This is a genomic window from Thalassovita taeanensis (assembly GCF_900110775.1).
Classification (GTDB): Bacteria; Pseudomonadota; Alphaproteobacteria; order Rhodobacterales; family Rhodobacteraceae; genus Litorimicrobium; species Litorimicrobium taeanense.
This window is the reverse complement of record NZ_FOEP01000021.1, coordinates 1-18,110: the sequence shown is the minus strand read 5'-3', so window position 1 is coordinate 18,110 and position 18,110 is coordinate 1. Positions and strand designations below refer to the sequence as shown.

General features: G+C 56.5%; 15 protein-coding genes. 3 read left to right on the top strand and 12 right to left on the bottom strand.

Going from position 1 to position 18,110, the window contains the following annotated elements; translation table 11 throughout:
* The first annotated feature begins 254 nt into the window (after positions 1-254).
* Positions 255-770 carry a hypothetical protein gene (locus BSF79_RS18500; protein ID WP_139246495.1) on the top strand — a complete coding sequence of 172 codons (516 nt, stop codon included), beginning with the start codon at positions 255-257 and terminating at the stop codon, positions 768-770.
* Positions 771-772: 2 nt separating this feature from the next.
* On the opposite strand, the gene BSF79_RS18495 is transcribed toward BSF79_RS18500, so the two are convergent.
* The 12 genes from BSF79_RS18495 to BSF79_RS18440 form a co-directional block, all read right to left on the bottom strand.
* The gene (locus BSF79_RS18495) at positions 773-1,705 is read right to left on the bottom strand and encodes a glycosyltransferase family 10 domain-containing protein (protein WP_139246494.1); all 933 of its coding nucleotides are present in this window, start codon (positions 1,703-1,705) and stop codon (positions 773-775) included.
* A 96-nt stretch (positions 1,706-1,801) separates the two neighbouring features.
* Positions 1,802-2,968 carry a nucleotide sugar dehydrogenase gene (locus BSF79_RS18490; protein ID WP_090271315.1) on the bottom strand — a complete coding sequence of 389 codons (1,167 nt, stop codon included), beginning with the start codon at positions 2,966-2,968 and terminating at the stop codon, positions 1,802-1,804.
* A 96-nt stretch (positions 2,969-3,064) separates the two neighbouring features.
* Positions 3,065-4,513: a mannose-1-phosphate guanylyltransferase/mannose-6-phosphate isomerase gene (locus BSF79_RS18485; RefSeq protein ID WP_090271314.1), complete on the bottom strand. Its 1,449-nt coding sequence runs from the start codon at positions 4,511-4,513 to the stop codon at positions 3,065-3,067.
* Between the two features lie 24 nt (positions 4,514-4,537).
* Entirely contained in the window at positions 4,538-5,506 is a 969-nt protein-coding gene (gene fcl / locus BSF79_RS18480) for a GDP-L-fucose synthase (RefSeq protein WP_090271313.1), read from the bottom strand.
* An 84-nt stretch (positions 5,507-5,590) separates the two neighbouring features.
* A complete protein-coding gene (locus tag BSF79_RS18475; protein ID WP_090271312.1) occupies positions 5,591-6,343 on the bottom strand; it encodes a putative capsular polysaccharide synthesis family protein in 753 nt (250 codons plus the stop codon).
* The gene (locus BSF79_RS18470) at positions 6,340-7,398 is read right to left on the bottom strand and encodes an SGNH/GDSL hydrolase family protein (RefSeq protein WP_139246493.1); all 1,059 of its coding nucleotides are present in this window, start codon (positions 7,396-7,398) and stop codon (positions 6,340-6,342) included. Before BSF79_RS18470 ends, BSF79_RS18475 begins: the two co-directional genes overlap by 4 nt.
* A 5-nt stretch (positions 7,399-7,403) precedes the next feature.
* Positions 7,404-8,522, bottom strand: coding sequence for a GDP-mannose 4,6-dehydratase (gene gmd, locus BSF79_RS18465; protein WP_090271310.1), 1,119 nt, complete (start codon positions 8,520-8,522; stop codon positions 7,404-7,406).
* A gap of 60 nt (positions 8,523-8,582) precedes the next feature.
* Positions 8,583-11,690, bottom strand: coding sequence for a glycosyltransferase family protein (locus BSF79_RS18460; RefSeq protein WP_090271309.1), 3,108 nt, complete (start codon positions 11,688-11,690; stop codon positions 8,583-8,585).
* Positions 11,687-12,619, bottom strand: coding sequence for an NAD(P)-dependent oxidoreductase (locus BSF79_RS18455; protein ID WP_425443246.1), 933 nt, complete (start codon positions 12,617-12,619; stop codon positions 11,687-11,689). Before BSF79_RS18455 ends, BSF79_RS18460 begins: the two co-directional genes overlap by 4 nt.
* Before the next feature lie 29 nt (positions 12,620-12,648).
* Complete coding sequence (locus BSF79_RS18450) at positions 12,649-13,314, bottom strand: acylneuraminate cytidylyltransferase family protein (RefSeq protein ID WP_090271307.1); 666 nt, start codon at positions 13,312-13,314, stop codon at positions 12,649-12,651.
* Positions 13,289-14,248: a glycosyltransferase family 2 protein gene (locus BSF79_RS18445; RefSeq protein WP_090271306.1), complete on the bottom strand. Its 960-nt coding sequence runs from the start codon at positions 14,246-14,248 to the stop codon at positions 13,289-13,291. Before BSF79_RS18445 ends, BSF79_RS18450 begins: the two co-directional genes overlap by 26 nt.
* Positions 14,249-14,988: 740 nt before the next feature.
* Entirely contained in the window at positions 14,989-16,017 is a 1,029-nt protein-coding gene (locus tag BSF79_RS18440) for an IS110 family RNA-guided transposase (RefSeq protein ID WP_090271305.1), read from the bottom strand.
* 178 nt (positions 16,018-16,195) lie between these two features.
* On the opposite strand from BSF79_RS18440, the gene BSF79_RS18435 reads away from it, so the two are divergent.
* Both BSF79_RS18435 and BSF79_RS18430 read left to right on the top strand, forming a co-directional pair.
* Positions 16,196-16,953 (top strand): IS5 family transposase gene (locus tag BSF79_RS18435; RefSeq protein ID WP_090271304.1). Its coding sequence is split into 2 segments (ribosomal slippage): positions 16,196-16,532 and positions 16,532-16,953, totalling 759 coding nucleotides; the frame shifts between segments, so codons are not numbered across the junction.
* Between the two features lie 187 nt (positions 16,954-17,140).
* The coding region (locus BSF79_RS18430; protein ID WP_139246492.1) for a hypothetical protein at positions 17,141-18,110 on the top strand (970 nt) is incomplete at its 3' end.

Below are 18,110 nucleotides of genomic sequence, written 5' to 3'. Positions count from 1 at the left end.
TCATTGCAGGATCTCTATCAGATCCCCACACAATTCCAAACGCAACAGTCCAAAGAACACGGTTATCTGTAAATATGTACTCACCCTGAAACCACGTGAGAGGGAACAACTTATGCGGTCTTTATACCCGCCTTTGTGCCTAATACGTGCTTTGCATCTCGTACGCCATTTCGTAGAAATCTCAAATATTGAGTGTTTATTCTTCGCCGTCAGTGGCAGGACCGTGGGACAGCACACAAAGCAGGAGCATACAATTGGACGCCCAGACACGGCAGAAACAGGATGAAATCTTAGGGTTGTTTCAGGATGAATTGACCGCTTTCCGGCTGTTGGCGCAGGAACGTCTGGATGAACTGGAAGTCTTGGCGAAAGCCCTGACAGAAGCCGCTCGGCCTGCAGAAACGAGCCAGATGCAAGAGCTGGCCCGCCGTCATGAGATCAACAAAGCGTTGATCCATACCCTTTACACCACTTGGCAAAAAGGGCCGCCTGCGGGGCTGCCGTCAATAGCAGAGCAAATCGCCATATTGGAAAGGTCCGACCTTTTCGACGGCGCGTGGTATCTGGACGCCTATGTGGATGTGGGCCCAAGCGGCATGAGCCCGCATGAACACTACGTACGTTCGGGCGCATTCGAACACCGTGATCCGGGGCCAGGGTTCAGTACGACAGCCTATTACATGGCTAATCCCGATGTGGCCTTTTCAGGATGGTCGGCGCTGGTGCATTATGCCCTGTATGGGCAAGCTGAAAACCGTCCATTGGTCTGAAATCAGCGCTCCAACACACCTGAAAATTCATCAAACAGCGCCGCGCTCAGGCGCGCAAGTTCGGCATGCAGGATATCACGGTCACCAAACAGCCGCGCCAACCCGGCCTGTTGTTCAGCATATACCTCAAAAAACGCTGGTGTCATTGCAAAGTCGGCCATCAGCTCGGGGATTTCTTGAAACGGAACATCCAGCAGGTTCAGCCATGTACCGGGCAGAGCAAGCTCATGAACACGGTGAGGAGTCCCCGCGACATAAAGCGGAACCGCACCCACGGCATAGGCATCGAACAGTTTTTCGGTCACATAGGAATACTGGTGAGTGTTCTCAATGGCCGAGACAAAACAATAGCCCCCGTCAAGCGTCAGGAATTTATCCAAATGCCAATCCGTCAGCCCCTGCCGGGGCGGCGTATCATGCCACCCCTGCCCCAGATGCACCATTTCCACCCCCTGACAGGCTTCCGCGATAGCCGTGCGCTGGTTACAGATGGAAAATACCCCGGCCTGCGGAAAGGTCACTTCATACCGCGGTGATTTGCGCCGTGCCATCATGAACACCGCTTGCCCTAGGGAGCTTGTGAGATGCTCTTTCCAGCCGGAAGCGCTGCGCATAGAATTCCGGCTAAACCAGCGGGTGTAGCGCGTGGAGAAGTGCGCACTGGTCAGCGGAAAATAGGGGATTTTGTCGAAGTCATAAATCGCGCTTGTAACATGGTTCAGCTGCGTCAGCGGCAGCGGCCCGTCGGGCGTGTCATGCACCAGATCCCGCTCAAGGGGGGACGTGCCCCAGCACGTATCCCAAAATGGTTCTTCCGATAGTAAAATCAGGCGCTGATCCCGCGACAGGCTGCGGCGCAGACCGGCACCGAAAATCTCCAGATCCTTGGTATGGGAAACCGCCACAATATCGGCCCGGCCCGGATCCTCGGTCACCCGTATCTGGGGCAGGCAATGCGCGCGGATCTGGGGATACGCCAACGGTTGCCGATGGGCATATGTCCCGATGGCGCAAAAGGTGATCACGACGGTTTAATCCGACCCGAAAAGATCGCGGGTAAATACCTTTTGGGACACATCTGACAACTCGTCGGTGCTCCGGTTGGCGATGATTATATCGGCCCGCGCTTTAAACTCGGACAGATCGCGCACAATTTCGGAACCGAAGAACTGATCTTCCGCCATTGTCGGCTCATAGATGATGATCGGAACACCTTTGGCTTTGATCCGCTTCATGACTCCCTGCACCGAGCTTTGCCGGAAATTATCCGATCCCGCTTTCATCACCAGCCGGTAAATGCCAACACAACTCGGCGCGGACAGCAACACCTGTTCAGCGATAAAATCCTTGCGGGTGCTGTTGGCTTCAACGATAGCGCGGATCAGGTTTTGCGGCACTTCGGAATAATTTGTCAGAAGCTGCTTAGTATCCTTTGGCAGGCAATAGCCGCCATAGCCAAAGGACGGGTTATTGTAATGGTCCCCGATCCGCGGATCCAGCCCCACCCCGCTGATGATCTGACGCGTGTCCAACCCACGGCTGAGTGCATAGCTGTCCATCTCGTTGAAGTAGGCCACGCGCATCGCAAGATAGGTATTGGCGAACAGTTTGATCGCCTCGGCCTCAGTAGGATCCGTGAAGAGAATGGGAATATCGGTGATTGCAGCGCCCTGTTTCAGCAGATCGGAAAAGGCGCGGGCGCGGTCCGATCTTTCGCCCACGATGATCCGGCTGGGGTACAAGTTATCATACAGGGCCCGCCCCTCGCGCAGAAACTCGGGGCTGAAGATCACCCGGTCCGTTTCCAACGTCCGGGACAGCGTGTCGGTAAACCCGACCGGCACGGTCGACTTTATCACGATTGTTGCCTGTGGCGCCTGGGACAGCACGGCGCGAACCACCTCCTCCACACTGGAAGTGTCAAAGAAGTTGGTTTTAGGATCGTAATTCGTGGGCGTTGCCACGATTACAAAGTCCACTCCCTCAAAAGCTTTGTCCGGGTCCAGTGTGGCGATCAGGTTCAGCGGCTTTTCAGCCAGATAGGTTTCCAGGTCCTTATCCACGATCGGACACTGCCGGGCGTTCAGCTGGTCCACACGCCCGACATCTATGTCCAGCGCGCGCACTTCGTTATGCTGTGCCAGAAGTACAGCGTTGGACAGGCCCACATACCCGATGCCGACGACGGCGATTTTCATTCCGGCCCTACCTTCACGTCGCAACATCCCCTGATCGGCCCGGCCTCTTAACCGCACCGGACCAATATGTGACCCTCACTTACTCAGGGCAAGCCCTTACCCTTTGGCACCCTGCCCGCGAGCATAGACGTCCTCATAGCGGATGATGTCATCCTCGCCCAGATAGGAACCTGTCTGGACTTCGATTAGAACCATGGGCACTTTGCCCGGGTTTTCCATACGGTGGACTGCCCCCAGCGGAATATAGACCGACTGATTTTCCGTCACGAGATTCACCTCGTCATCGACCGTCACTTTGGCGGTGCCTTCCACCACGATCCAATGCTCCGATCGGTGGTGATGGCTTTGCAGGGACAAGGCCGCACCGGGATGAACATGGATACGTTTCACCTGAAACCGGTTGCCTACGACCAGGCTTTCGTACCAGCCCCAGGGGCGGTAATCGCGCGGCAAGGTTTCGGCCTGCACGGCACCTTTGGCCTTCAGCGCGGCCACAGCTTTCTTGACATCCTGCGCGCGGTCCTTGTGCGCCACCAGAACAGCATCCGGCATCGCCACGACGATCACGTCGCTCAGCCCGATCCCAACCAGTTGCTGGCTCTCGGCCTCGGCCCGCAGCAGCGTATCGGTGCAGTCGATCGAGGTGGCAGGCCCATTGGTCACGACGCCTGTCGCGTCCGGGCCGCTTTCGCGCCAGACCGCATCCCAGCCCCCCAGATCTGACCACACCCCGCCATAGGGTATCACAGTCAGGTTGTCGGCTTTTTCCATCACGGCATAATCGATCGAGATGTCTTCCAGATCAGCCCAAGGACCGGGTGCCAGACGGATAAAGCCCAGATCCTTTTCTGCCCCATCCACAGCCTGGCGCACAGTCGCCAGCATGGCGGGCTCATATTTTTCAAAGGCTGAGATTATAACCGAGGTCGAAAACAGGAAAATACCTGCGTTCCACAGATGTTCCCCCCCCGCCAAAAGCGCCTGTGCCTTAGCCTCGTCGGGTTTTTCGACAAAACCTTTCAGAGGTTGTGGTACGGGGGCAAAATCCGCAGTCGGTTTTTCAGACATGGCCAGCCAGCCATAGCCGGTTTCGGCCCGGTCCGGCCGGATCCCGAAGGTCACCAGTTGCCCAGCCTCAGCGGCCGGTACCGCAGCCAAAACAGCCTCACGGAACTGGTCCGCCTCGGGGATGACATGATCCGACGGTGCAATCAGCATCAGCGCGCCCGGGGTCTGGGCCTCAAGCACCAACGCAGCCGCCAGAATTGCGGGGGCGGTGTTACGCCCCTCGGGCTCAATCAGCGTGGCCGCCGACGCGGTTTCCACCGCCGCCAACTGTTCCAGCACGATAAAGCGAAAATCCGATCCGGTGATAATCATCGGCGCGGCGAATCCTTCCCCCGACAGACGCAGCGCCGAAGCCTGAAACAGGCTTTCCTCGCCAGTCAGCGTAGCAAACTGCTTGGGATAGGACTTACGTGAAAGGGGCCAGAGCCGTGTACCGGAGCCGCCGCACAAAAGAAGGGGGTGAATATTTTGCGTCATGCACAGAAATTCCCTGAATATAATTTAACGACGGAAATTGTCTTGGTTGTCCAGAAACCACTGATAGGTCTCGGTCAAGCCGTCTTCTAGGCTGACGCGGGCCCGCCAGCCCATATCGGCCAGTCGGCTGACATCCATCAGTTTGCGCATAGTCCCGTCCGGTTTCGTCGGGTCGTTCGATATATTACCAGTGAAACCCGTGACTTTGGCCACCATCCGTGCCAGTTCCATGATCGACACATCCGTGCCGGTGCCCACATTGATATGGCTCAGCATCGGTTCAGTATTGGCAGCATAGGTGGCTTTGTCCAGCTCCAGTACGAACAGGCTGGCTTCGGCCATGTCATCAACATGCAGGAATTCGCGCATCGGCTTGCCCGAGCCCCAGATCACCACCTCATCCAGCCCTTCTTGCGCTGCCTCATGAAAGCGGCGGATCAGGGCGGGCAGAACATGGCTGTTTTCCGGATGAAAATTATCGCCGGGCCCATAAAGGTTCGTCGGCATCACCGACCGGTAATCCACGCCGTGTTGCCGGTTATAGCTTTCGCACAGCTTGATCCCGGCGATCTTGGCGACGGCATAGGGTTCATTGGTGGGCTCCAGCGTGCCGGTCAGCAGCGCGTCTTCTTTCATCGGCTGCGGCACAGCCTTTGGATAGATGCAGCTGGATCCCAGTTGCAGCAGGGTTTTGACCCCCGCCGCATAGGCCTGATGGATCACGTTGCATTCGATCATCAGGTTTTCATAAATGAAATCGGCGGGATAGGTGTTGTTGGCGTGAATGCCGCCCACTTTGGCCGCGGCCAGGATCACCACATCGGGCTGTTCGGCCTGCATAAATTCGCGCACGGCGGCCTGACTGGTCAGATCCAGTTCGGCATGGGGGCGGGTGATCATGCTCAGATCCTCGCCCGCGGCCTTGCGTGCCTCAAGCTGGCGCAGGATTGCGCCCCCTACCATTCCGCGATGGCCTGCGATGTAGATCTTCATCTCACAACGTTCCTTTCGAGATTACATCTTTTCTCAATACTGCTGAACGAAGGACAGCTTGTTTTTCGGTATGCTGCAATGGTCTCAGCCTTCCTGCCACTTGGCGCGCATTTTTTTCCGTTCTTCGTCGGACCAGAAATGTCGAGCGAAACGACTTTCATACATTTTGTCGAGGAAGGCTTTCGGAAACGTGGCCATACTTTTCACCTTTCGGTAAGCTTCGGCATAGTCTTTGCGCGATCCGTCGTTTTCCCGTTCGATAAGAATTTTCTCACCCAGCATTTCGGTCAGCACTTCTTGTTTGGTTTCGTCGGGACAATCCAGGCGGAACAGCAAGAAGCGGTGCTCTGGAAAATAGACCTGTTTTTGATCCTTAGGGAATGTGCTCTGGTAGACATCAAGACCTAAAAAGGTTTTGACCTCATTATCGAACCAATTCAGCGGTAAGTTATGGTTATACTCGGAAACGAACCGATCAAATAGCGCTTGGGCATCACCGGCTGAAGGCGTCACTCCGTGTAGAAACTGGAAGGTTTCGAAAAAAGCACTAAGATTTCGTTCTAGCGGGTCCCTGACCAGCGAGATGAAAAGGTAATCTTCGGGATGCTCTAGATAGTCTTTCTTGTTTGCCATCGCTTGAGTAACAAACAAATACGGCATCTGGTTGCGATCGGTGGAACGTTTTGCCAGCGCGATTAGCGTTTTGTCGTTCAGATTATGGATCTGGTGGCATTTCATTCCAGTGGTTTCGATCCCTCGGGTAAGGGAAGTCGAGGCCACTTTGCCCATTGTATAAAGGACCGGTGTGACCTGATAGCGTGAAATATGAAGAGTCATGTGGAAGTTTCCTTTCCCGCGATCAAAATCCCACGAATCTGAACCTCGCTTGGTAGGTTCTGCGGTTCAATCATGTTGAAAAATGGGTGAAACGGCTCTTGTTTGGTATCGTGGACGCTGAGTTCTATAGTTTGGCTGCCCAATTCAGGCAGTTCCCAATCATGCCAAAGAAGAGGAGCGTTCATGAACAAGGCCGATCCGTTTCGGAGCACTTCCTTGTGCAAGGTAGGGATGAAAGCATTTCCATTCCGATCGGATAATTCAAGGATGCCCGATTTCGGTCGCGAAAGAAAAGAAACCGATATGATTTCGCCCGGTACCGTCAGGGTAATTGACTGTCCGGCCTTCATCACTGCCGTGTCGAATTTGAAAATCGAGTTGCTGAAAGGCCGCTTTTCCATGCTTTCAAAACTGTCGGCACCCACCAGAAAAGGAGCATCGAACGGATTTGCTGTGAGCGGGGCTGGTAAAGCCGTATCGCAATTTTGCGCCTGCATCCCGTCGCATATGATTTCGGCTATTGGGCCAATGGCTGCCTCGCCGTAATGCATGTTGTCGAAATAGGGGACTGCTCCTGAAAAACGCGCCTCCAGCTCATCATGAACGTTGATGAGAGAGAAGCCGTCGTAATGCTCCGCCCAAGCTTGCATGCCAGCAAGCAACTGCCGCGAAGGTGCCCGATGGTGTTCAATCTGCGATGCAAAGAAGAGGCCGTACACAGCCGCAGTCGGATAAGTCCGACGAACCAAGCGTATAAGGCCTTCGTAGCATTTTTGCCAAAAGGTCAGGTCGCCATGCCCCATGAGTGACACGTCGTTTATAGAGTATTCCAGAAAGATGATCTCGGGATCATCCTCGAGACCGCAAGCCAGAAATTGCTCTAAACCCATCACCGATCCGCTAATGCCGACAGCATAGTTCTTGGCAGTTACCGGACGGTCGGTTCGCTCTTGCATGCTTTCAATCAAAGCCGGAACATATCCGTTGGCCATCCGGGTGTTGGAGCCGCCTAAAAAGACGACTTCCAACGCTTTATTCTCTATTCCGCCGGTCACAGGCCTTACCCTTCAACGCTCACAGGCACGTCGTGGCCGTGTTCTTTCAGGAAGGCGTGGCGTTTTGCGACCTTCAGGTCTTCGGCAACCATTTCGGCGCACATTTCCTGCGCGGTGATCTCTGGCACCCAGCCCAATTTTTTCTTGGCCTTGGCTGGATCGCCCAACAGGGTTTCCACTTCGGCAGGACGGAAATAGCGGGGATCGATGCGCATGACGACGTCGCCAACCTTCAACGCCGGGGCGTTGTCGCCCTCGATCGCGGTAACGGTTGCTATTTCGTCGACACCGGTGCCGGTAAATTCAAGCGTCACACCGATTTCAGCGGCAGACCAAGTGATGAATTCACGTACCGTATATTGCACGCCGGTGGCGATCACGAAATCATCGGGTTCATCCTGTTGCAGCATCATCCACTGCATCCGGACGTAATCTTTGGCATGGCCCCAGTCACGCAGGGAATCAATGTTGCCCATATACAGGCACTGTTCCAGACCTTGGGCGATATTGGCCAGCCCGCGGGTGATCTTGCGGGTCACAAAGGTTTCGCCGCGGCGCGGGCTTTCGTGATTGAACAGGATGCCGTTGCAGGCATACATTCCGTAGGCCTCGCGGTAGTTCACCGTGATCCAATAGGCATACATCTTGGCAACCGCATAAGGAGACCGCGGGTGGAACGGTGTTGTTTCCGTTTGCGGGATTTCCTGCACGAGCCCGTAAAGTTCTGAGGTGGAAGCCTGATAGAAGCGGGTCGTCTTTTCCATGCCCAGAAAACGGATCGCTTCAAGCAGCCGCAATGCGCCAGTTGCATCGACATCGGCGGTGTATTCAGGTGCTTCGAAACTTACGGCAACGTGCGACTGTGCGCCAAGGTTGTACACCTCGTCGGGCTGCACTTCTTGCAGGATACGCGTGAGGTTGGATGTATCCGTCAAGTCACCATAGTGAAGCTTGAAATGGGCATTATTCACATGCGGGTCCTGATAGATATGATCAACGCGCTGCGTATTAAACAAAGATGCCCGACGTTTGATACCGTGGACCTCATAGCCTTTCTGCAACAATAATTCAGCAAGATAGGAACCATCTTGTCCGGTAACACCCGTAATCAGTGCTTTTTTCATTATTTTCTTTCCATTCCTTAAATAGTCTTAATATTTGGGTTCGGATGCCCAAACGTTCTTTTAGGCACGAGGATGCGCAGCACTGCCGGGTTGGTACAAACGACGAACACGCTGCAAGTGGACAAGTGCAGGATCGTCCGCCGCGAGCTCCGTTTCGGCCCTCTTGATCACTTCAGCGATGCTCGTGTCCGAGTTCAATGCTGTCAAGGGACGTCGACCCAGAAGGATCTCAGCGCTCAGAATAACGATATCCTCGCGCAGGGCACTTGCCTGATCCACGCCCGTAGCGTCGGTCGGAACAAAGGACCGAAGGGCGGGGGCCGCGAGGCTAGATGTACTGGCGCTCTTGACGGCCTGCGAGATGATGTCGGCGAAAACTTCGCGCAGTTTGTGAATATTGTGACGCTCCACCGCACGGGCCCGTCCCGCAGCAGCTATGCCAAGCCGGGTCTCTGGAGTTTCGTAGAGTTCCTTGATCGCTGCGCTCAGCGCCACCACATCGGACTCCGCGACGACCTTGGCAATCCCATCGCCACTCAGATATTCGATCGTCGCCGTGCCCATCGGACCATGCGCGAGGACGGCCGCCCCCGAAGCGAGGCATTCGGGCATCTTGTTGGCCATACTGTATTGCACGTAACGCAGGCTCGTCTCATCGAAATTATAAGCGATCAACAGCAGATCGGCCTCACTGATCCAACGCCGGTATTCAGGGATGGTCTTGTCCGCGAGTTCGAGCGTCGTTGAGGGGAAGGAAGCGAACAGCGGATCGCATTCCTTCTTCCACCACGATTGCGTGCTAATCTCAAAGCGGATGTCGAGCCCTGATTTTGCCAGAATGTCCACAGCCTCGGCCACCCGCAGTAGGCTGGCGCGATTCATGTCCGGAGCGATGCCACCGGCGTAACGGATAACAAAGGTGCGCCGCTCGGGCCGCCGCAACAACGGCCAGTCGGCTGGGTCAATGCCATTCGCCAAAGGCCGGAAGGCACACGCGTAACGCTCCGCGAAGGCAGCTGACATCTTTTCGCAGATCGACAGGTTGGCCGACGAACGAGCGATAAGATTCAAGAGGTCCGGGCGCATCGCGTCCCAATCCGCCGACGCCTCGATTTCCATCCGGGCCGGCCAGTCGTCCATGATCCAATTGATCACCGGCACACCCAAGCGGTCGATCTCGGCCATCGCGAGCCGGTGCAACGGCGCCGTTTTCGGTGTCGGGCGATAGAGGATCGCCTCCGGTTTGAAGGCGTCAATCATTTCGAGAGCTTTGGCTGTGTCAACCCGGGTGCGGACATAACGGCCGTCGCGGCGCTGAATCGAAGCCAGCCCATCGGGGCCGTCGGTAACGAACTGCAGCAACGCTTCGTCCGGCCATTTCGCGAGAAAATTAGCCTTGATCTCGCCGGTGGCGGTGCCATTACCGATAGCGGTCATGTCAAACACCAAAAGCCGCGGGACTGCGTGCCGGGTTTTGCCCCTCGAGACCTTAGGCCGCTCGGTCAGAGCATCGGTGCTCAGTGCCTCGACCATGAGCTTCTGCGCCACACGGTTGTGCATCATGTCAATGCGCGGGAAAGCCTCGCGGAGCCGCTTGATCAGCGCACCGTCAGTGGCCTTCAAATCGCTCGCCGCAGAAATGTTCTGCGTCCATTCGGTGTAACGGAAACGATGGGCAAGCGACTTCCACAGCGCAAGCCGTTCCGGATCGCGCAGCGCATCCTCACTGAATAGGATTTCGAGGATGCAGTCATAGGCCAACCGCTTGTCGACGTCGCGGATCATCCCCCAGCTCTGCGGCTCCCAAAACTCGGCGATGAATGCTTGAAAATCCGGATCGCCAGTAGCGTAGATCGCGTTGCCGTTGATGTGGCGGGTGTTGGCCTTCGACAGCATCTCGCCGCCGCGATAGGCGCTACCGAGAATCCAGAAGTCCTCGGCACCGTCAACGATGGTTCGCAGCCGCTCCAGCCAGCCGCGGCGCAGCGGCAGGCAGTCCACTTCCATCAAGAAGGAGTAATGGCCGTATTTCGCCATGCAATCCATCGAGCGGAAAAACTGGTTGTTCGGCCCCGACTTGAATCCCTCGCCACCGACCTCCTTGGTGTAATCACGCTGGTAGAGGTCAGTCTTGCCTTCGAGTTGAAGATATTCAAAAGCCGGGCCGCGGAAGAACCGCTCCATCCCGGTTTCTGCAAAAGCCTTCTCGATCGCCGGTTGATGCTCGCGCCCGCTGACGTTGTTGAAGACGAAAACCAGCATTGGCCGTTGCGCCATTTCCGGCTCTACAGAAGGGCTTAGCTCAACGCTCGCCCAAAGTTTAAAATTGGTGAGAATGTCATCGACTTCGCGGAAGTTACAGGGCACGAATACAGCGCCCAGTCGGCTTTCCCCCAGCGCCTTGTCGATCGGCATCAACGGAAAGACATTACGGTCCGACAGGGTCGATTTCGGGTTGGTATTGTAGATCTGACATTCGAGCTCATTGGTCTCGAAATCCTTGGCAACAAGTTCGAAAGCACGCGGGTGCAGGTCGCCCTGATGCGCGGCCGGGTTGGGGATGTTATAAAGATCGCCCGCTTTTTGGTAGCCATCGAAGAAATAGTTCGGATTCTGCTTCGGAGTCCTGGCGATCTTCAGCCCGACGCCTTCGGTGGGTTCCGCTTCCGGCAGGATTTCGACATAGCGTAGATCAATGCCCATCAGCAGCAGCTGGCGATAGCCCATGTTCGCCACGAAGCGGACTGCGTGCGAGCCGGTGGTGATCTTTGAGGTGTCGGAGATGCGGAACGCAGGTTCGTCGAAAAGCGGTGGAAGACCGAGCTTCTGGGCGTTGCGTGGATACCAGTGGCGCGAGGTTTGATCGAAGATGACGAAATCCGGATTGCCGATCCGATGAGGGTGGTGTTCGAAGAACCCGCGGTGCAGAAACAGTTTCTTGACCAGACCGTCGCGGTAAAGGCGCTCAATCTCTGTGTGATGGCTGCGAATGACCTGATCATCAAGGCAGGCGTAATAGCTCGGATACCAGCCGATCCGGTCCCAGTAGCGATAAGCCGCGTTCATCCCTAGCGTTGAGAAGCCATTCAGCCGATGAAGATCAAAGCCGCGTAGCGAAGGGCCGTTGCCGATAACCACGCAGGTTTTCTTGGGGTCGAAATCGTTCATTGCGCCGTCTCCGTTCTTGCCGCATCGAGGTTCCCGAAGAACCCCGCGAGCCGCCTGATCGCCTCATGGCTGGCCCGGATCACCGCATCAACCGTGTTCGATCCGTTGTGCGACCCGAAAATACAACGCTCCATGCCGCGCAGCGGGCTGTCCATGGACAGCGGCTCGATCTCGAACACATCCAGCGCGGCGGAATGAACCCGCCCTGATTGCAGGGCTTCAATCAGGGCCGCCTCGTCGATCAGCGGCCCGCGAGCCACGTTGACAACGCGAAGGCCCGGCTTGCACGCAGCAAGAACACCAGCGTTCAGCATATGGAAATTTTGTGTGTTCAGGGCGCAGGTGAAAACCAGGAAATCCAGACCTTCTACTGCCTCGGGCCAGGCTGCCCGCTCCAGACCTTCGAACCCGGCATCGCCTTCAACACCCGGATCATAGGCAACAACCGTCAGCCCCAGCGCCTGCAGACGCTGCACGGTGTTGCGCCCGATATCGCCCAGACCGATCACACCGGCGCGTTTCCCGGTCAGGCTGATGCCCGCCGGTTTCGGCCAGCCACCCGCCCGCACACCGCGGTCGATCAGAAACAATTCCCGTGCAAGACCGATCACAAAGCCGGTCGCCACATCGGCCACTTCGGCGCCGAACATCATCGGCGTGTTGATGATCGGAAGACCCAGATCCTTGCAGGCGGCGAAATCGACATTATCAACCCCGATCCCCCACTTCACGGCTGCCGTCAGGCGCCCGCCCTGCGCAGTTTCGAATACGCGACGGGTGGCCGGGTCGTCGCCGATGATCCAGCCGTCATATTGCGGCAGCTGCGCGCACAGTTCATCCTCGGTCATCACCTGGGTCACATTCGCGCGATGCAGGCGCAGGCCACGCTCCGCAGCATAATCCACAAACAGGTCGAACTGCCCCAGCATCGGGGGGCATGTCACAAGAATGTCTTTCATTATTTTGCCGCCTCTCTTGCCATGCGTATCCCGGCCAGTGCTTCGGCCAGTTCCCAATCTTCGGGAGTGTCGATATCCGACGCCTCCATCTTATCCATCTCATGTAACAGAGGTTTTTTTCCAATCCGCGCATTGGTTTTGGCAAAGCTGTCGCGCGAGAAGATATAGAGGTTCGAATTTTCCTCGTACCACGGCTCCAGATCCTGGGTCTGAATTAGGTTGTCGGGATCATGATTCACCGCGCTGGCATCCGCCTGATAAAACCGCGTCTGGATCTTGTTCACGGTGAATACGCTGTCTGCATCCCCGGTGGCCACACCTTCAGCATACCGCTCCAGCGCCGCCCGAACCGTGTCTGCGGTCAGCAGTGGGTTCGTGGTGTGGGTCATCAGATAGGTGTCTGCCCCGACCGCAGCGATATCATCCGCCAGGATCAGATTCATCGACACGGTATCACCGCACAGTTCGGGCTTGCGGTCGCGGATGCGCACCCGGTCCGTTTCCACCAAACCGTTTTCGGCCAGAATATGACGGGCGTCGGTGTTGATCACCACTTCGTCAATCTCATCGACAGCCAGCAGCGTATCCAAAATCCAGCGAAAAAGGGGTTTCCCATGCAGCGGGCGGAAATTCTTTCCCTTAACCCTTTGACTGTTGGCCTTCATGGGGAGGAGTGCGATACAACGGCTTGAGCCACTCATCTTTATCTGCCTTTTCCGTAACTTCCGGATAGAAGTAATATTGTTTCAATTCCTGAGACATGCGCCGGTGATCGTGGTTGCCCTTGTAAGACCCCACAAACTGGTTCCAACGATAACGCAGCATGTCCTGCTTGCTGGTCGAGGTGATGCCGTGGCGTCGGGCGGCCCGCCAGTCCTTCCATGTGCTTGACGCAACCCAGCGCAGCACATCCATCGGCGTCACATGCAATTCTGGCATAATGGCGCGCAGGGCGATGGCCTCACGCTCAAAACGGCGGCGAACCTGCGCCCAGCTTTCCCGGTGGTGATGGAAAACCGGCGCCTCGGCGACATAGGCGATCTTGTGCCCCTTGGACCAGACCCGCTTGGCCAGCTCCATGTCTTCCAGACCGGTCAGCTCTTCATCGAACTGATAGTCCTGCCAGACCGGCCGCAGGATTGCCGAATTCGCATTGTTGCAGAAGAATTCCTTCTGCGGGATCATGGATTCCGCCGGGTAGTATTTGGCAAAGATCCGACGTTCGCTATAGTTGCTGCTATCATCCCCGATCTGACGCCCATAGGCGTAAGACGCTTTGCCGTCGATCAGCGGATGGCACAGGTTCGCCAGCCAATGCTCGTCAGCGGGTACGCAATGGCCCGAGATCAGAACCAGAATATCGCCGCCGCTAAAATCGCACCCTCGGTTCAGTGACCGGCCAAAGGAAAACTCAGATTTGTCGATCGTGGTGATCCGTGCGCCCCGTGCTTCAGCGATCTCAACCGTGCCGTCCGTTGACCCTGAATCGATCAGTACCATCTCAACGTCAAAATCGGTTTTCTGGCGACCAATCATCACCAGCAAATCATCAAGATGAAGCGCCTCGTTAAGTGTGCGAATGACAATACTTACAATCATTTCAACCTTCTACGTCGTAACGTTCTAGTCATAAATTCACCGCGTTTAAGACATCTCACTGCACTTCAAACATCAATGCAGTCCCGCAGTACAATCAATATCAGTCAAATACCCTATAGCACGTTCCCTATGACAACAGTCTGTTCTTGTCCAGCAACTAACCGCCACTCCCACTTCCGTTGCACAAAAAATGGGCACCCAGAGTTCATCCTTCGTCACATCATAGACATTCATTTTTGCACCCGGTGGCGTAGGGTGACGTTGAGCTTTTCAGCGTTGTAGCTTAGGCGACGCGAACGGTATTAACGATCCTCCCGCCGAACCCCTGCTATTGTTGCGACCATAGATTGGGAGGGGTGTATTTGATAGATATCGACGTTCTGGAGATCAATCTGGGAAAAACCATTTGTAGCCTTGCTGGGCGAGACGCAGGGGAGCCGTCCGGGTTTCGGCAATCAGCAATGAGACTTCGTACGTGTGTGGACGCCCCCATGAATGCAAGCACTTTTTTGGCACGATCGGGCATGTGATCAGGTGCGGTCGTGTGTCCGGCCTCGAAGTTGCGGCCTTTCAAGCGCTGCGGGCCTGTATGGAGATATGCAGATCGGGTCCAGTTCGCTTACCCGCGCTCGATGGCGCGTCGTCCGGAATAATGGTTCTCCCGATCCGGTCTCTTGATCGTTTGCCCTTACGTTCCTCCGTCCTGCTCACATCCGCGGCAACACACCGGCGATTTTGACCTATGCGGTCACCATCGCCGGATCTCTGTAATCTTCACCTTTACGCATCAGCGCCCAAGCTGTTCGGGCCATGCGGTTGGCCAGCGCCACCGCGACCAGCATCTTCGGCTTACGCTCCAGCATCCGCGCGAGCCACGACCCCTCGGGCGCACCCTTCCGGGCAGCCCACCGAACCACCGCAACGGCCCCGATGATCAGTAGCCTTCGGATATCGCGCTGGCCCATCTTCGACGTCCGCCCGAGCCGCTCTTTGCCGCCGCTTGAATGTTGCCTCGGCGTAAGACCGACCCATGCCGCAAAATCGCGCCCCTTCGAGAAGGTTTCCATAGGTGGCGCAAATGTGGTGATCGCCGCCGCGGTGATCGGGCCTACTCCCGGGATCGTCGCCAGCCGGCGCGCGGTGTCGTCGACGCTCGCACGTCGGCGCAGTTCAGCATCCAAATCCGCGACCTTCTCGCTCAAACCTGCGATCTGGTCCAAAAGCAGTCGCGCCAGATCCCGCACCGCCGCAGGCAGCGCGCCGTCGTCGCTGTCGATGACCGCGGCGAGACGTCCGACATGGGCGGGACCGGTCGGCGCGACGATGCCTTGTTCGGCCAGATGAGCCCGCAGCGCGTTGATCGTCTGGGTGCGTTGTCGAACCAGTAGGTCGCGGGTGCGATAAACCATCGCCGCCCCCTGCTGTTCTTCGCTCTTCACCGCGACAAACCGCATAGTTGGCCGAGACACGGCCTCGGCAATCGCCTCCGCATCGGCCATGTCGTTCTTCTGGCGCTTCACAAACGGCTTCACGTAGGCCGGTGGGATCAACCGAACTTCATGGCCAAGATCACCGATTACCCGGCCCCAGTGATGGGCGCTCGCGCAGGCCTCCATCGCGACTACACAAGACGGCTGCTGCGTTAGAAACTTCAACAGCTGCACGCGTGATAGCTTTCGGCGGAATATAGCCGAGCCATCAGCTCCGGCACCGTGCGCCTGAAATACGTTCTTGGCCAAATCCAGGCCGATGATGCTAACCTCGTTCATGGACGCTCTCCTTCGAAGCGGTGTTTCAACACCCACTACCTTGGCACATTAAATGCCGCCGGGGGGCGTCCACCCCATCGCTTACGTTATCTTGGTGAGCGACGCATACGCCTAGGGTCAGGATGCATTGATTTCGTCCGCTCCGCGTGATTCACGGCTCTTAAAACGGAGCGGTGACATGGACAATCTTTTCTGGCTGACCGACGCGCAAATGGCGCGTTTGAAACCCTTCTTTCCGAGGTCGCACGGAAAGCCTCGAGTTGATGACAAGCGTGTGCTGAGCGGCATAATCTTTATCAATCGTAATGGCTTGCGCTGGCGTGACGCCCCTGCCGCCTATGGCCCCCACAAGACGCTCTACAGCCGGTGGAAGCGTTGGAGCGAGAAAGGTACCTTCGCGCGGATGATGGCGGGTCTGGCCGCCCTGCACGGCGAGAAGAACACAGTGATGATCGATGCGACCTATCTGAAAGCGCATCGCACGGCGTCCAGCCTGGGCGTGAAAAAAGGGGGCGTGGTCGCCTGATCGGTCGCACCAAGGGCGGCATGAACACCAAACTGCAGGCCATCTGCGACAGCCAGGGGCGCCCGCTCGACCTGTTCGTCACCGCCAGTCAGGTCAGTGATTACATCGGCGCGCGGGCATTGCTCAGCGGCCTCCCAAAAGCCAACTGGCTGCTCGGAGATCGCGGCTACGATGCCGACTGGTTTCGAGAAGCTTTGAAAGACAAAGGGATACGCGCCTGCATCCCAGGTCGAAAGCAACGCAAGACCCCGGTCAAATACGACAAGCGCCGCTACAAGCGGCGCAACCGCATCGAGATCATGTTCGGCAGGCTCAAGGACTGGAGGCGCGTCGCGACGCGCTATGACCGCTGTCCCAAGGTATTCCTCTCTGCCATCGCCCTCGCAGCTGTTGTCATCTATTGGTTATGAATCCTGACCCTAGGTACCCGCGTTCGGCACTTAGATGTCGCTCACCCATCAACTGCGCAAAGGAAACTCTCGAACTGCTGGGCATAAACAGCCCCCGAAAGCAGGGAACTTCAGCCCCAGAATTTGAGCTTAAAAATGTTGCCGGAGAGGCTCATGCAGGGCTTTCAATAGCGCTGGATTATCTTTGATGAGTATGTTCTTTTACAGGTGTATTATTGTTTTATGGAAAGCCGGAATGCAAGATATTACGCTGAAAACAGGCCCTGAAACGAATGAAAAGGGTCCTATGTTGCATCTCGTACTGCCTCACAGCGATCATGCTTCCCGCCTGCGCCTGCTGGCAAGCTCCGCTTTTCCAGGTTTCGGAATTTTACCTCATAACAGCCTGCAAGATGCGCTTTTTCAAAACCCGCCTGAGCTCATCATCATCCCTCTTGAAACACCTATGGAGGCGCTGGCGCAGCGCCTTGCCGCCGGGCAAGCGTATGATACAGCTCTGCAGGATTGGATGGAGGAAACGGCGACCGGGCTCAGCGCCTACCGCAAGGCGCGGCGGCGTATTCAACTGCTTGCCCGCACCCCGTTTCTGGTCGGCGACCCGGAAAGCTGGGCTGCCTTGGCAGCACGGCAGGGCGTGACGACCCGGCCCTTCGACGCGGATATGCCCCCACCTCCCAAAAACAACGGGATCGATGCGCTGTACTATCTGCTTGCCGGGCATCTTTTACAGACCCATCCCCGCGCTCAAGCTCTTGCCGCCGAGGTCGAGGCCATGATCAGCGGTCCTTGCCCCTCTTTGGAAAATAGCCCCTGGCTGGTGCAAACCGCCCTGCAAGACGTCCGCGCGCAGCATGCCCAAGTTGATACCCTGTTAACCGAACGCGATTTGCTGCACAATAACCTGTCAGAAATTCTGGTGCAGCTCAGCACGACGCAGGCCGAACAGGCCAGACTGGCAAAAACACGGCAAGAGCTGGAAAATACGCTCAACGCACAAAGCAGTATGCTGAAAACCAGTCAAAAAACAACGACGCAGGTCCGGAAATCCATTCACGATATCAACAAAGAACGGGACCTTCTGCGCGAAAACATGTCCGGCCTTCTTGAACAGTTGAGCACCGCACAGGCCAAGCTGGCCACACTTGTAGATACCCGGC